This is a genomic window from Dysgonomonas sp. Marseille-P4677 (genome assembly GCF_016652235.1).
Taxonomy (GTDB): Bacteria; Bacteroidota; Bacteroidia; order Bacteroidales; family Dysgonomonadaceae; genus Dysgonomonas.
The window spans coordinates 1-16,820 of record NZ_JAEPKU010000095.1; the positions used below are offsets into that span (position 1 = coordinate 1).

Below are 16,820 nucleotides of genomic sequence, written 5' to 3' on the forward strand. Positions count from 1 at the left end.
GTGATAAGAGAGAACGGATACCAAGGCATTATTCTACTCAGATGCAGGTAATGATCAATGCGCTCAACAGCATGCCTTTATCTGATAATAAAGTTTCAGGTTCTAATGGCATAAGTGTTTTAATGGCAAATTCACTGATGTTCCAGCGTTTTCCTACGCATGCGGGCTATGAAGATCCCCAATTGGCTAATTTCTACGGGCAGGCACTACCATTTCTTAAACGTGGGGTGCCTATCAAGACAGTGCATATCGAGAATCTAGGGTATAAGGATGCTCTATCCGAAACTAAGGTTTTATTGATGTCATATTCCAATATGAAGCCATTGACTCCGGATGCACATCAGCATATTGCTCAATGGGTAAAAAACGGAGGTATACTGGTTTACAGTGGGCGTGATGATGACCCTTTTCAAACGGTACAGGAATGGTGGAATACAAATGGAAACTCATATGCAGCTCCGGCCAATCATTTATTTGAACAGATGGATATTCCGGCTTTTGCTAAGCAAGGAGAATATACTTTCGAGAAGGGGACAGTTTATATCATACGTACCGATCCTAAAGAGTTTGTATTAAAAGCTGATAATGATGAGTTGCTGACCAGTATAGTAAAAAAGTTATATGAGGTGAATGCCAAAGCGGGGAAACTACTTTTCAAGAATAGTTTTTATCTCGCTAGGGGCATGTATGACCTCATTGCAGTATTGGATGAAGGAATAAGTGATGAGGCTTATACGATAAAGGGTACGTTAGTTGATTTGTTTGATCCGAAGTTGCCTGTGTATAGGTCAAAAATGGTACATCCGGGCGAGCAGGCGTTCTTCCTGAATATTGACAGGGTCAAGGATAAGAGCAAGCCTCAGGTATTGGCAGGGGCTTCAAGGGTTTATCATGAAAAAGTAGAGAAAAGGGCTTATTCTTTTGTTGCAAAAAGTCCGGTGAATACCACTAATGTGTCGCGGGTACTACTTCACAAAAAACCAACAAGCGTGGTGATTAGTGGAAAAGAGGTTATAGATCAACAGGCTTGGGATAAGTTATCCAATACTTATCTGCTGGAGTTCGAGAATAACCCTGAGGGTGTATCGGTTATGTTTAGATGGTAGAGAAATGTAAAAAGCTGAGAAAAATAATATAAATAACAATAGTTGAAATGTTTAACTTTAATAGAAAATAACATTATGAAGAGTACCGCAAATGTACATTTTATAACACGGATTCTTATAGCTTGCGTGTTTTTACTATCCATGTCTTTCAGTTCATGTACTGAAGAGAAGAACGATACGATAAGAGACAGGAATCCGCAAATAGAAACACTGGGGGCTTCGTTAACAGAGTTGAAAACACTCAGAGAAGAATCGAAGTACGGAACAATAAAAGGCCAATATCCGGAAGAAAGCAAAGTGATACTTAACGATGCTATGGCAGTTTTAGGACGTCTGATTTTGGATATCGATGAAGGTAAAAGTACTTCTCAATCGGAAATAGATCAAGCTATTACAAATGCCCAAAAAGCCATCGATAACTTTAAAGCATCTGTCAGAACCGAGACTGTTTTATTCCCAGCAGAGTTATATGTCAATGGAGATGACGGAGGATACATAGACTTTGGTACAAGTGATGATTACATTAAGTTTGGAGAGCCTCGCAATCGTGCTTATACTGTTGAACTTTGGCTGAAGTTCAGAACTATGCCTGGTGGTATCGGAGCAGTGGTATCTACATTCCTTGAAGATAATGGAGTTCGATGCGGATGGATGGTTAATGTAATCAATGGAGACTATTTGCGTATGACATTCGCCCAAAAAGAACAGCATAAGTTATGGGAGCCGGGCGACGGTTTTGGCGAAGCCAATAAATGGATACATGTGGCAGTCGTATACAACGACAAAGGCGTGGATGGAGAAATGGAAGACGGTAAACCAGTGGTTGCCAAATATTATGCTAACGGAGTGTTGAAAAATAGAGTTGTTAATGGAGAATCTTATACCGGAAATTATTACGGAGCCAACGACAACAACTTGCCTAATTTACCTATGATTGCCTTTGCGCAATATGAAACCAATGGGAATAAGACCCGTAAATCTCAAGGGTACATTAAACATTTCCATATCTGGAAAACATCGAAGTCCGAAGCTGATATTAAAGCTTTGATGAATGGTACCACAAAAGTTACCGGAAAAGAAGCTGACTTAGCTTGCGGATGGGCTTTTGATGAAACCGTGGAAGACGATCAGAACATAAAAGACCTGACCGGAAAGCATACTGCTGCCGTGAAAGGAAAATATCAGTGGCAGATACTGGAATAATCCTAAACCTTTAGATATAAAGCAAGTTCTGAATCATCTTCAGGGCTTGCTTTAATTATTTATAACAATACTTAGAGCTATGAAATTAAAAATATTACCTATACTGGGCGTACTATTAATAACTATATCTTCCTGCAACAGCGACTCTTCCCTACCCAATACCAAAGCGCCCGAAAGTACAGTAGACGCCGAAAAAGAACGAGGTGTTTATGCTGATAAATATGATGCCATATCTGATGCAGGACAATACACATTCCCCGAGATGAAGATTGCCCCTAAGAAGTACTGGAGCTGTGTGGGTGTATTAACTCCAAATGGAAGGAACGATCTGGGAAAAACGAATGAAAATGAAGGTCTCCAGTATCATCTTCTCTGTCAATCGATCAGTGGTCTGACAAATCGTGCAGTAGATGAAGGTAAAAGCGATATCGGGGTATGGCTATACGATCATGAAAACCGTGATTCATATAAACTGTCTTTGGAAGCTTTACAGTCTATGGGCATAAAAGAGCAGGGTATGCAAACTGGAACAGAATTGGCTCTGAACGATTATGGACCAAGCGATGGTATAGATATCAGGATTAAGGATTTGTTTGATGGATATATTCTGACAGATGTGGAAAACAATCCTGAAAGCAATATAGTAGCATCTGTAGCCTCGCACGTTTATAATTCTATTATAGTAGACATCAGGGATAAAGACAAATATGATGCAGCAGGCTATGAAATGAAATATGATGCCCGCTTCAAAACCACCCGCGATTCGTGGAAAGAATTCAAAGACAAATGTAATAATAAGGCATTGGTCGTTATGCCTGTGCAGACAGGAGAACTAAGAGACTTTGCTATCAAAAATAACCTTTTTGTGCTGAACATCAACAAACTGAACGGAAATGCCTCATCAGGTCAAAATTTGGATATATTCGAAGAAGTCTTGAAATGGTTGAATCCGGGTGCTCCTATATTTGGTTGGGAGCAGGGTGTCGGCGAAGACCTTTTTGTGAATAGAGCATCCAAGACAGGGCATGTATGGGTTCCGAGTGATTGGACATATAATATACCGATGGCTTCCCTGCAATATTCGAAACGGCAAACTTCAATCCTGGCAAAGGTGAAGAATCCGTTGAGTATAGACTTCGACAAGAAAAAGAACTTTGTATCATTCTATCTTACCGATGGAGACAATATTCAATGGATGATGAATAACTTTATCGATGGCTTTTATAACGATACCGACGCCAATAATGTAAAAATGAGTTTCGGAATTCCTGTAGGAAATCTGGCAATGATCTCACCACCGCAGTTTAGTAATATCGTGAACTTACAAAAGGATAACTATACGTTGATAGAATCCTTAGGCGGAGGATACTCTTATGTCGATAATTATGCTGTAGATGCCAATCGTACAGAGAAGCTATATACTTTAGCCAGAAATGTAGCTGCCAGCATGAGGCAACATAGGATAAAAATATTAGGCCTGATAGCTCATAATGTTAGATCAACCGATGCACAGGCTGGTTTCAAAGCCTTTATTGAAGCAAATGACCAACTCGAAGGTATTGTTGCTATTCAATATTCCCCTTATGCAGGTGGTGAAGGTGATATTTTCTGGGTTAAAAATAAAAATGGCTTTGATATACCTATTGTTACAGTGAAATATTCCCTTTGGAATCATGGTAGCCAGAACCATAGCAGGGAAGGAACTCCGGCATTTGTTGCCAACAGACTGAAATCGGAGGCGAAAGATATATCGTTTTCCTTTGTGGCAGTTCATGCATGGAGTAATTTCAAATACATCGGAACGTCCAACGACGAGCTTGCAGAAAATCAAGGAGGGAACATTAAAGGTGCCGGTGCGGCCAAGTTGTGTGTAAATCATCTTAATAATGACTTCGATATAGTAAACGCACAGGAATTGATATGGAGAATCCGGATGTTTTATAAAGAATCACAGACGAAACAATATTTGGCTGTTATCAAGTAAATTCCCCGTTTTTTATATTAAGTAACTATATCTAGTTGAAATGAATATTTGGAGAGTAAGGGGGGCATTTCTAATGATAAAACGTATATGAAACCATCATTTGCATATTTAGAGCCTTTAATTGACCGATTATTCCCCCCTTATATGTCATATTAATTCAGATATTTACATTCTTAAAAACTGAATATTTTATTTGATATGAGAAACATTTGTTTAAAGCTTCTAATTTGTTTGTTACTTTCTTCAGCATCACTTTCGTTTTATGCTCAAACATATAAGTCGGGTGCAGAAGAAAAAGATTATGTTGCTTATTTATTTCCATATTTTACAGGAAATAAAGTAGAGGAAGAATCTATTCATTTTGCGATTAGTAGCGATGGATATAACTACAAAGCATTGAATGGAAACAAACCTGTTATTGATTCGAAAGCGATTAGCTCGACGGGAGGGGTGCGTGATCCACATATTCTCAGATGCGAAGATGGTAAGACCTTTTATATGGTCGTTACTGATATGACTTCTTCTAAAGGTTGGGATTCGAATAGGGCGATGGTATTATTAAAATCGACAGACCTCATAAATTGGACTTCAACTATTATTAATATACAAAAAAAATATTCGGGTCAAGAAGATTTAAAAAGAGTCTGGGCACCTCAGACTATTTATGATCCCGAAGCAGGTAAATATATGGTATATTGGTCAATGCAACATGGAGACGGGGCCGACATAATTTACTATGCTTATGCAAACGCAGATTTTACTGATTTAGAAGGAGAACCTAAACAATTGTTTTTTCCTGCAAATGGAAAATCGTGTATAGATGGAGATATAATTCTTAAAGATGGTACTTTTTACATGTTCTATAAAACAGAAGGGCATGGCAATGGAATAAAGCTGGCTACTACAACATCGTTAACGTCTGGTAAATGGCAGGAGCACGAAGGTTACAAGCAACAGACAACAGATGCTGTAGAGGGCTCAAGCGTTTTCAAGATGATAAATTCTGATACTTATATCCTGATGTATGACGTATATATGAAAGGTAAGTATCAGTTTGCAGAGACGAAAGATTTGGAAAACTTCAATGTTATTGATCATGAAATATCAATGGATTTTCATCCTCGCCATGGTTCTATAATTCCTATTACTCGTAGCGAGCTAAAAGCCATAACTGCGAAGTGGGGTATGCCAGAAGGTTATCCTGTAATACCAAATAATCCTGCATTGACAGGCTTCTACGCAGATCCTGATATTTTATATTCCAACAAAACACATAAATATTATATTTATCCTACCAGTGACGGATTTGCAGGATGGGGTGGATATTATTTTAAGACTTTTTCTTCCGATAATCTGAAAGATTGGAAGGATGAGGGTGTTATACTCGATCTAAAAAAAGATGTTTCGTGGGCAGATAGAAATGCTTGGGCTCCATGTATTGAAGAGAAGAAGGTGAAAGGACAGTATAAATACTATTATTATTTTACGGCTGCTCAAAAAATAGGTGTTGCTGTGGCTGACGATCCTACTGGTCCCTTTGTCGATTCGGGGAAAGCTCTCATAGATTTCAGACCAGAAGGAGTAAAGGGTGGCCAGGAGATAGATCCCGAGGTGTTTACCGATCCAAGATCAGAAAAAAGTTATCTTTATTGGGGGAATGGTTATATGGCAGTTGCAGAACTGAATAAGGATATGACGTCCATAAAAAAGAATACTATAAAAGTAAGGACTCCGGATAAAACGTTTCGTGAGGGAGTAACTGTTTTTTATAGAAATGGAACTTACTACTTCCTTTGGTCCGAAGACGATACGCGTAGTGAGAATTATCGCGTGCGCTACGGTACATCAGATTCGCCGACAGGCAAGATACATATTCCGGAAAACAATCTCATTTTGGCAAAAGACCCGTCTAAGGGTATTTATGGTACCGGGCATAATTCAATATTACAAATTCTGGGCAAAGATGAGTGGTATATTGTATATCATCGTTTCAATCGACCAAACGGAATTAAGATGGGAGATGATGCCGGATTTCACAGGGAGGTATGTATCGACAAAATGGAATTTAATGCCGATGGTAGCATTAAGCCGGTGATACCGACAATATAATACAATAAATACCGTAAGGTTTTTATCTACTTTAGGCTTTTAAGGTGAGATGCCGGAGAGTATTCATGTTATTGGATATATCCGGCATTCTTTATTTTCAGATGGTTGAGTTTCTTTGAAAGTCACTTGGTGTTACATTAAACTCAAGCTTAAAGCATGAAGTAAAGTATTTAGGATCTGAAAACCCTACCGAATAAGCTACTTCAGAGATTGGCATGGACCTATCTTTCAACATCTGACATGCATGTTTTAATCTGATATTACGAATAAATTCTATTGGGGATAACCCGGTCATGGTCTTCATTTTTCGATACAATGAAGATTTTGACATGTTCAGGTGTTCGGCAAATGTATTTACATCAAATTCAGTTTCGGACAAATGTTCTTCGATAATCTTGATAGCATTATTGAGAAACTGTTCATCTATAGACGGATATTCGAGTGTTGATATATTTATTTCGACATCCGACTTAAACTCTTTTTGCCTATCTTTTTTATTTGATATAAAGTTGTTGATACGGGCTTCAAGGACTTTAAGATCAAAAGGTTTCGATATATATCCGTCAGCTCCTGCGTTGTAACACTCTATTCTATCATCCGCGCTATTCTTAGCCGTTAATAGTATTACAGGGATATGGCTGGTTTCCAAATCCTTCTTTAGAAGACGACATAGTTCCAGTCCATCTATTTCAGGCATCATTACATCGCTTATGATGATATCTATATCTTTATCTTTTATCATAGTCAGAGCTTCTTTACCATTTCTGGCTATTAATACATTATAGTCTCTCGCCAATATATTGCTTATAAGGGTTAGGAGTTCTTCATTATCTTCAGCTAATAGGATCGTGGTTTTCTCTTTACCTGAGGTGTTGATTTCCAGATATGTCTCATTAATAGCTTCTATCGAGAGTATTGGAGCTATTTCTTTTTCATCTGAAAGAACTACCATCTCCGATTTACAAATCTCTGAAATACTGTAGCTTTCTTTTCCGATTGGTATTTGGATAATGAAAGCTGTTCCGATATTAATTTCACTTTCAGCATGAATTGTCCCATGGTGTAAATCTATCAGGTCTTTAGTTAAAGATAATCCTATCCCGTTTGTGTCACTGCCTTCGTTTATCTTATTATTATAAAAACGTGTGAAAATATGCGTCAAGTCTTCTTGTGCTATTCCTATGCCAGAATCGCTGATCTTTATCATCAGGTATGGAATGTTTTGTTTGGTACATTCTTTTAGTTCTATTTCTACCTTTCCATTTTTAGGCGTGTATTTATAGGCATTGGAAAGAAGATTAAATACTATTTTATCTATCTTGTCAGCATCGAAGTAAGCTTGTATTTGATTAGATGAGGTAGTAAAGAATAGCTCTATATTCTTTTTTTTCATCAGAGGTAAGAAGTGGGTGTAGCATGTATCTTTAATGAAAGTGGCGATGTCTCCCTGAGCTATTTTTAATTTCATATTTCCGCTTTCTACTTTTCGGAAGTCCAGAACCTGTTGTAATAGGCGTCGCAATCGGTTTACATTTGAACGCATCATATCAAACTGTGCTATCTTGTTCTTATATGTTATTTCAGCATCATCTATTAGGCACGAAATAATAGTTAGCGGAGTAAGGAAATCGTGCGATATATTGGTGAAATAACGAAGTTTCGTTTGAGTTAGCTCTTCTGACTTATCTTTTTCAATCTGAGCTATCTTTAATTCATTACGGAGGTTTATCCTATTTTTTATAATGCGGTATGCCCAATAGGTTATGCCCAATAGTAGTATTAAGTATATAGTATAGGCCCACCATGTTTCATAAAACGCCGGACGTTTATATATTTTCAATTGAGTAATTTCGCTGCTCCATAATCTATTTTCATCAGTTGCTTTTATATAAAACGTATGAGAACCTTTACTTAATTGGTTATATATGGCAAATTGCCGATCATTTTCTGTATATATCCAGTCGTCATCTATACCTTCCATTTTATAGGCATATTGTATCTTAGAGGGAAATGTATAATCCAGAGAAGAAAAGTCAATTTCGATATTTTTATCGTCGGGCTCGAAGATTAAGGTTTGTGATATAATGTCTAGCCGTTTATTATTATTTCCTTGAAATACAGATTGATTGTTAATCTTGATGTCTGTAATGACAGTTTTGACATCTTTGGCCTTTTCCGACAATTTTTCGGTTGGAGTAAAGACTGAAATACCTTTATTACCTCCAAAAAGGATTTTTCCTGATTTTTCTTTAAAATAAGAGTTTATGAGAAATGAATTAACTAAAAGTCCGTCTGTTGTCGAGTAACTTCTTAATGCTCCGCTTTCCGAATTATATTCTGTTATGCGCTTGTTTGTAGAAACCCAAATGTGGCCATAGTTGTCTGCAACAATGTTAAGTATTCCTTCTCCTTTCATTTTGAATGATCCTGACAGGTCTCGCTGTTCCCGACTGTTGATATCATAGGCAATAATATTCCCTTCTTTGGTGCCGATCCATATTTTCCCGTTTATATCTGCACATATCGATTCAATATTGTCACTGGCTAATCCATCATTCTTTTTGTTCAAGGTTTTAATTGCAGATTTATTAAGAATAGAGTTGTTTGATAATGGAATTTGATAAATGCCGGAGCTCTTACTACTAATCCATATGGTTCCATTAAGATCTTCTGTGATACCTGTTATCGATCCCAGTGAAAAACTTACAGGTTCTATGTCTTCTTTGTTATACTGTTTGATAAATAAACCGGTAGAAGTGATAATCCAAATGTTATTCCTGCTATCTTCGAAAAAGAAACGCGGGTATCCCGAATTAGATGCTAGATTTTCCAAATTGATTCTTCTTGATACTACAACGTTGTCCTTTTCTTTTGTTACACAATATATTTCCGCTTCATTCTCCGGACCTATCCATATCTCATTCGGGATAGATCTGAATTCAGATATACAACTAACGATATTAAATATATTTAAATCTTTTAATGACGGAAAATCATGATAAAAACGTATTTTATTATTTGTAGGATTAAAAATACCTAATCCCCAACGGTTTTGGTTAAACCAGATATCTCCATCCTTATCTTTATAGATAACAGTTATGTTAGGAGTAATTCCTGTTTGTTCTTTAATTGATAGCATAGGATAGTTTGTGAGGGCCGGGATATCAAAATTGATAGTGAGCACACCCTCACTAAATGTGCCAATCCATAAATTTCCAGATTTATCTTTTATTATTTCACTATATATATTATTCGTCTCCTTAAACAGATGTGATATGTCTACATCCTGAATAGTTCCCTCCGAAGTATATTTCTTTGCATAGATCCCCGATATGGATATCATCCAGATATAACCATATGTGTCGTCTTGTGTAATACTGAAGAAGCGTTCTTCTGTAAGAAGTTTGTCGTTTATTTTTATGTCTGTATGTGTATAGATGTCCTCATTCTCTTGTTTAGGATTGAATAAATATATTCCATCACCCCAAGTGCATATCCAATATTGATTTTTATTGTCCTGGAATATCTTGAATGGATTATCTATCGTTCCTACCTTGGGAAGCTTTGTAAATGTGTCTTTAGTTTTATCATATTTATATAGTCCGCAACGCCAAGTTGTAATCCACAGATTTCTTTCGGTATCTTCGTATATAGAACTGATGCTGGTTATAGGAATATTATCTTCGTATATCTTACAGAAAGATAAATTCCGATCGAACCTAAAAACTCTGCTATTTGTACCGATCCATATATTGCCATCAGAACTAACGGTTATACATTTAATCTCTGAATTAAAAATTTCCTTTCCTTCGAAATGTTTTATTTGATATGTTTTTTTATTTAAGATATTGAGACCTCTCTTTGTTCCAATAAGTAAATTGTTATTGTTATCTTCTGCAAAACAGGTAATCTCATTATTAGAAAGTAATTCAGGGTTATTTAAATCGGATCTGAATACGAGCATACGGTAAGCATCGTATCTGCACAAACCGTCTAATGTTCCAAACCACATGAAACCTTCTTTATCCTGATAAACACGTTGAACAGAATTAGACGGCAATTGCCCTATTAAGGGAAGAGGTTTTACTGTAATTTGATTACCATGCGAAGCTAGTACAGCGAAAATAAAAAATGACAATACTAGACATAATCTATTTTTTTTCATAAGATTTAATTGTGCGAAGTAGGTATTAGTAATTAGGAGATACAATATTAAATAGAATAATTGTATTTATTACACCAATTGTGGCGCAAATGTATATGTTTTTTTATAATTTAGGGCATTGATTGATTCATACTACTCTATATGACCGATTTTTCTACCCTCATATATCTGTAAGATTGTATCTTTGTTACGAAAAATGTCTTAGTATATCTATTTTTAGTGTATTGATAAAAATTAAAAACAATATAAATTTTTACCCTTAAACAATTAATAGTAAAATCATGAAAAAAACACTTGTTTTACTTTCTGTTTTTCTCACAACAGGTCTGTTTGCGCAGAATAATGTTCCGGATTGGGAAAATCCGGAAGTATTTGCTGTAAATAAGGAAGATACACGTGCCACGGCACTTCCCTATGCTGCCGATAGTCAGGCTTTGACCGATGACTATAGTGCTTCCCCATATTATCAATCGCTAAATGGTAAGTGGAAATTTCTATGGGTGCCTAAAATTGCAGATGTTCCTGCCGATTTTTATAAAGAAAGTTATGATGTTAGCAAATGGGTAGATATGCCGGTACCCGGTAATTGGGAATTTAATGATTATGGTATACCTATGTATGTAAATGTAGGGTTTGGATTTAGGAAGAATCCGCCTTATATCGATAGAGATGATTCTCCGACAGGAGCCTACCGACATGAATTTAATATACCGGATGATTGGGATGGAAGAAAAGTTTTTATCCATTTCGAAGGTGGTACTAACTCAATGTACGTATGGGTAAACGGAGAAAAAGTAGGATACACACAAAATTCTAAAAGTCCAGCTGAATTTGATATTACCAAATATATACGTAAAGGAAAGAATACATTAGCATGTGAAGTGCACAAATTTAGCGATGGCTCCTATCTCGAAGATCAGGATATGTGGCGTTTGGGGGGGATTAATAGAAATGTTTATTTATATAGCACAGCTCAAACACGTATATTAGACTTCTTTGCTCATCCTGATTTAGATAAGAATTATAAGAATGGAGTTTTCAGCTTAGATGTAAAACTGAAGAATTATACAAATACATATCAACCACAAACAGTCGATGTAGCAATCGTCAATAAAGAGGGTAGGAAAGTATTTAGTAAGACTCAAAAAGTAAGTATCCCGGCTGAAAATACCAGTGATTTGTCTTTCTCCGGAAGTATTTCCAATCCATTGAAATGGACTGCAGAGACACCAAACTTGTATACATTGCTGATAACACTGAAGGATAATAAAGGAAATGTTATAGAAGCGACTTCTCACCGAATCGGATTTAGAAAGATAGAAATAAAAGATGGCCAGTTATTTGTAAATGGTAAGAAGGTATTCTTTAAAGGAGTTAATTTGCACGAATTTAATACAAATACAGGACAGGTTGTTACACGTAAGGAGATGATGCGTAATCTTCAACTTATGAAAGAACTGAATATAAACGCTGTACGTACATCTCACTATCCGCAACAACCTCTTTGGTACAAACTTTGCGATGAATACGGTATTTATTTGGTAGATGAGGCAAATCTCGAATCGCACGGTTTAGGATATGGACCGGATAACGTTTCCAATTTCCCTGAGTGGCATGCAGCTCATATGGACCGTATTATTCGTGCAGTAGAACGGGATAAAAATCATGCTTCAGTTATTTTTTGGTCATTAGGTAACGAGGCCAGTAACGGGAAGGCCTTCTTCGATATGTACGATTGGGCTAAAGCTCGAGATAACAGCCGCCCTGTCCAGTATGAACAGGCATATCAAAAAGATCGTAACACAGATATTATTTGCCATATGTATCCATCGTGGGGAGATATGAAACGCGATGCGGCTAAAGATCTGGGACGTCCTTATATTATGTGTGAATATGCTCATGCAATGGGTAATAGTATGGGTAATTTCCAAGAATATTGGGATTTGATGCGTTCAAGTAAGAATATGCAAGGTGGTTTCATTTGGGAATGGTATAATCATGGCTATCCGACAACCGATGAACAAGGACGTTTCTATTGGGCGTATGGAGGTGATCTGAAGGGATATAATAAAATGAATGATGGTAACTTTGTTGCTGATGGTGTCATCAGTCCCGATCAGAACTATATTCCTCATACACATATTGTAAAGAAAGTATATCAGAATATATTGTTTGAAGCAAAGGATTTGAATAATGGTATCATTACAGTGATTAACGATTTCAAATTTACCGATCTTACAAATAAGAATTACACTTATAAATGGGTACTGTTGAAGAATGGCGAAAAAGCAGGTGAAGGTAACTTTGATATTATTGTTCCTGCCGATACACGTAAAGATATTAAATTAAATATCCCTACTATCTCTAAAGAAGATGGAACAGAGTATTATCTACAGGTATTTGCTTATAGTAAAGAGAATACACCGTTTATTCAGGCTGGTTTTGAGGTTGCAAAAGGTGAATTTGCGTTCCCTACAAATAATTATTTTGTAAAAACATCTAATCTATCAGGTGTATTAAAAGTAGATAAGAAAGATAATAAGATAATAATTGCTTCAGATCCCCTTGTTTATGAATTTTCTTCAAGAGACGGAAGAGCCTTGATGAATATGACAAATAATGGAAGGAGAGTCTTTAACGAACTTCCTCGATTAAACTTCTGGCGTGCTCCAACAGATAACGATTTTGGTGAATGGGCACAATATAATCTACGTTTGTGGGATGCAGCTGGACATAATATTGCCTATAAATATAAGGGTTTACTAGAAACTAATGATGGTATCATAATAAATTATGAAGCAAAACTAAAAGGTGTTGAAGCGAAGGTGGACATAACCTATACTGTAAATAAAGATGGTAGTTTGACAACAACAGCCCATTATAAAGCATTGTCTGATGATTTACCTGAAATGATGCGTTTCGGGATGATTATGATTCTGCCAAAAGAGATGAATAATTTTACATGGTATGGTCGTGGTCCGTGGGAAAACTATATTGATCGTAATGCGGATACATTTATGGGTATATGGAATGGAAAGGTAGAGGAGCAGGCTTTTGCTTATTATCGTCCACAAGAAACAGGAAATAAGACTGATGTTCGTTGGCTTACATTGAAAAATAAAGATGGAAGAGGAATACAAGTTTCGGGAGCTCAACCTCTTTCTGTAAGTGCAACAAATAACAGACCGGAGGATCTTGACCCGGGTATGACTAAGAAACAACAGCATGCTTCTGATATCTTACCACGTCATGAAACTGTATTGTGTGTAGATTTATTCCAACGAGGAGTCGGAGGGCTTCAATCGTGGGGTGCAAAACCACTAGACCCATATCGTTTTTCTGCAAAAGAATATACGTATACATACACTATTAATGTTCTGAAGTAAAAAACAAATATTCTTTCAAAAAGTCCTGTAGGAGAAGATAACTCCTACAGGACTTTTTTTGCTTTGAATTAAAATACACCCCTTTTTGAACTAATTGAACACTATTCGTTGTGTTATTCTTTCTCATTTTTGCATACAGAAAAGTATTATCAATCTATATAGTTATATCATGAAAAAGAAAAGTCTATTTTTCCTGTTACCCATATTCGTTTTTGGAATTGCATGTACGGGAAAAACTAATAAACCTATCGATAGCGAATCAACAAGTTCAGTATCTAAAGCTGAGGTGATAGAGATTATTAAGAAAGTGAACAATCATTGGCAATCGGCACATCCACAACATGAAAACTCATTTTGGCATCGAGCTGCCTACCATACCGGAAATCTGGCTGCTTACGAAGTTACTGGAATAGATGCTTATAGAGCTTACTCAGAGGCTTGGGCTGAGAGGAATGAATGGAAGGGTGCTAAATCTGACAATCAGGCGAAGTGGAAGTATAGCTATGGAGAAACTGATGAATATGTTCTCTTTGGCGATTTTCAAACCTGTTTTCAAGTATATATAGATTTATATATATTAAATAGAGAAGAAAAAAAGATAAACAGAGCAAAAGAAGTGATGGAATACCAGATGTCTACTCTCAATAATGATTATTGGTGGTGGGCAGATGGTTTATATATGGTGATGCCGGTAATGACAAGGCTATATAAGGTAACCGGAGACAAACAATATTTAGAAAAGCTTTATGAATATTTCGCATATGCACGAGACTTGATGTATGATACTGATAGCGGGCTTTTTTACCGTGATGCGAAATATATCTATCCTAAACATAAAACAAAAAACGGTCTTAAAGATTTCTGGGCTAGAGGTAATGGCTGGGTGTTTGCAGCTATACCAAGGGTTTTGGTAGATCTTCCTCAGGATGATCCGCATCGTACCGAATATATCAGTATATATATCAAAATGGCAGAGGCTTTAGCCGCATCACAAGAGGAAGAAGGCTTTTGGACGCGTAGTATTCTGGATAAGGAGCAGGCACCTGGTTACGAAACTAGTGGAACGGCGTTCTTTACATACGGATTCCTTTGGGGAATCAATAATGGAATTTTGGATCAAGAGACATATAAACCAATTATAGATAAAAGCTGGAGTTACCTAACTCAGATTGCGTTGCAGCAAGATGGATCGATTGGTTATGTACAGCCTATTGGCGAAAGAGCAGACCAACATAAAAATGTAGGAGCTGAAACTACTTCCGATTTTGGGGTGGGTGCATTTCTACTAGCCGCCTCGGAAATGTCGAAATATGTGAAATAAATTACCTAAAAAAATATTACGATGAAAACATGTCTATTATTAATCTTAACCTTTCTGTTATCAGTAGCGGCAGGAAAGGCAGGAGAGAATAAACGAGAAAAAGATACTGACGACCGTACTTATTGGGCAAATATGCTGTATAAAATAGCTTCTCCGGTTCTAAGTAATATGAGTAAAGGAGAGCTTTCTAAAAATATGCAATTAGAGCTGAGTCCGACTTGGGATGGAAGAGATAAACGAGTGTCATATATGGAATGCTTTGGTCGTCTGATGTCAGGTTTAGCACCTTGGCTCACTTTACCTGATGATGATACACCTGAAGGAAAACAACGCAAACAACTTCGGGAATGGGCCTTGAAGAGTTATGCAAATTCGGTTGATCCCGATAGTCCCGACTATTTGCTATGGCGAAATGAGGGGCAACCTTTGGTTGATGCGGCTTATATTGCAAGTAGTTTTTTGCGTGCGCCGAAACAATTATGGGACCCATTGGATGAATTGACCAAGAAGAGATATATAGAGGAATTCCAACAATTACGACGAATAGATCCTCCATATACAAATTGGCTTTTATTTTCTGCAATGGTCGAAACATTCCTTATGTCAGTAGATGCCGAATACGATATGTTTCGTATTCATACTGCTATACGTAAGATAGAAGAATGGTATGTTGGAGATGGATGGTATTCCGACGGTTCTCATTTTGCATTCGACTATTACAATAGTTTTGTAATTCAACCTATGTACATACAGGTTTTAGAAGTTCTTGTAGATAGGAAAACTAAATTGCGAGATAAGAATATTGATACTGTGGCGAGAAATTTTGAAACAGCAAAAAAACGGATGCAACGATTTGGTATTATTCTCGAAAGGTTTGTTTCACCCGAAGCAACTTTTCCTGCATTTGGCCGATCAATGACTTATCGCATGGGAGTGTTCCAACCTCTTTCGCTTCTATGTCTGCGAGGAGAATTGCCACAGGAATTGAAGGAAGGGCAGGTAAGGAATGCTTTAACTTCAGTTATGAAACGAATGTTTTCAGTTGAAGGAACCTTTAATGAGAAAGGATTTCTTCAATTAGGATTTGTCGGTCATCAACCCAACTTGGCAGACTGGTACACCAATAATGGGAGTTTGTATTTGACAACAGAAGTTTTCCTTCCCTTAGGATTGCCCGCTAATCATTCCTTCTGGACTGTATCGTCTGAAGATTGGACTGCAAAGAAAGCATGGTCTGGAGAACCTTTTCCTAAAGATCATGCAATAAGTAATTAATTGTAGTTAGACTCAATTTTCATCCTTTTTGAATGAAATTACCCTCATTTGTTTATCTATTTCTTTCGAATTTTGTATTCATACTAATTCAAAATATAGAATTATTAACTAATACCTGTAAATACGAATAACTTTCTATGTCTAGTAATAGCAAAAATATGGCAAGATTACATTGCATTTTTTCGTCTGAAAATTTGCGTATTACCTATGTTTTGCTAGAGAGAGAGAGAGAGAGAGAGAGAGAGAGAGAGAGAGAGAGAGAGAGAGAGAG

At 36.7% G+C, this 16,820-nt stretch carries 7 protein-coding genes and 1 pseudogene; 7 read left to right on the forward strand and 1 reads right to left on the reverse strand.

What is annotated here, in order from left to right; translation table 11 throughout:
* The 4 genes and pseudogenes from JGH11_RS14355 to JGH11_RS14370 form a co-directional block, all read left to right on the forward strand.
* A pseudogene (locus JGH11_RS14355) lies at window positions 1–1,106 on the forward strand (hypothetical protein); the annotation flags it as partial.
* Between the two features lie 75 nt (window positions 1,107–1,181).
* Window positions 1,182–2,309, forward strand: a complete 1,128-nt coding sequence (locus tag JGH11_RS14360; protein WP_201112950.1) for a DUF4972 domain-containing protein — start codon at window positions 1,182–1,184, stop codon at window positions 2,307–2,309.
* A 79-nt stretch (window positions 2,310–2,388) separates the two neighbouring features.
* Window positions 2,389–4,293, forward strand: a complete 1,905-nt coding sequence (locus JGH11_RS14365; RefSeq protein WP_201112952.1) for a GxGYxYP domain-containing protein — start codon at window positions 2,389–2,391, stop codon at window positions 4,291–4,293.
* Window positions 4,294–4,491: 198 nt separating this feature from the next.
* The gene (locus JGH11_RS14370; RefSeq protein WP_201112953.1) at window positions 4,492–6,402 is read left to right on the forward strand and encodes a family 43 glycosylhydrolase; all 1,911 of its coding nucleotides are present in this window, start codon (window positions 4,492–4,494) and stop codon (window positions 6,400–6,402) included.
* A gap of 97 nt (window positions 6,403–6,499) precedes the next feature.
* On the opposite strand, the gene JGH11_RS14375 is transcribed toward JGH11_RS14370, so the two are convergent.
* Entirely contained in the window at window positions 6,500–10,567 is a 4,068-nt protein-coding gene (locus tag JGH11_RS14375) for a hybrid sensor histidine kinase/response regulator transcription factor (RefSeq protein WP_201112954.1), read from the reverse strand.
* A 281-nt stretch (window positions 10,568–10,848) separates the two neighbouring features.
* Between JGH11_RS14375 and JGH11_RS14380 the strand changes: the two genes are divergently transcribed.
* The 3 genes from JGH11_RS14380 (at window position 10,849) to JGH11_RS14390 (ending at window position 16,549) form a co-directional block, all read left to right on the forward strand.
* Complete coding sequence (locus JGH11_RS14380) at window positions 10,849–13,953, forward strand: glycoside hydrolase family 2 TIM barrel-domain containing protein (RefSeq protein ID WP_201112956.1); 3,105 nt, start codon at window positions 10,849–10,851, stop codon at window positions 13,951–13,953.
* 169 nt (window positions 13,954–14,122) lie between these two features.
* Window positions 14,123–15,274, forward strand: coding sequence for a glycoside hydrolase family 88 protein (locus JGH11_RS14385; RefSeq protein ID WP_201112958.1), 1,152 nt, complete (start codon window positions 14,123–14,125; stop codon window positions 15,272–15,274).
* Window positions 15,275–15,295: 21 nt separating this feature from the next.
* Window positions 15,296–16,549 carry a DUF2264 domain-containing protein gene (locus JGH11_RS14390; RefSeq protein ID WP_201112960.1) on the forward strand — a complete coding sequence of 418 codons (1,254 nt, stop codon included), beginning with the start codon at window positions 15,296–15,298 and terminating at the stop codon, window positions 16,547–16,549.
* The last annotated feature ends 271 nt before the right edge of the window (window positions 16,550–16,820 follow it).

What these genes read in the sequence shown, in the direction of transcription:
- JGH11_RS14360 (WP_201112950.1), top strand. Translation starts at nt 1,182, where the DNA reads ATGAAGAGTACCGCAAATGTACATTTTATAACACGGATTCTTATAGCT.
- JGH11_RS14365 (WP_201112952.1), top strand. Translation starts at nt 2,389, where the DNA reads ATGAAATTAAAAATATTACCTATACTGGGCGTACTATTAATAACTATA.
- JGH11_RS14370 (WP_201112953.1), top strand. Translation starts at nt 4,492, where the DNA reads ATGAGAAACATTTGTTTAAAGCTTCTAATTTGTTTGTTACTTTCTTCA.
- JGH11_RS14375 (WP_201112954.1), bottom strand. Translation starts at nt 10,567, where the DNA reads ATGAAAAAAAATAGATTATGTCTAGTATTGTCATTTTTTATTTTCGCT.
- JGH11_RS14380 (WP_201112956.1), top strand. Translation starts at nt 10,849, where the DNA reads ATGAAAAAAACACTTGTTTTACTTTCTGTTTTTCTCACAACAGGTCTG.
- JGH11_RS14385 (WP_201112958.1), top strand. Translation starts at nt 14,123, where the DNA reads ATGAAAAAGAAAAGTCTATTTTTCCTGTTACCCATATTCGTTTTTGGA.
- JGH11_RS14390 (WP_201112960.1), top strand. Translation starts at nt 15,296, where the DNA reads ATGAAAACATGTCTATTATTAATCTTAACCTTTCTGTTATCAGTAGCG.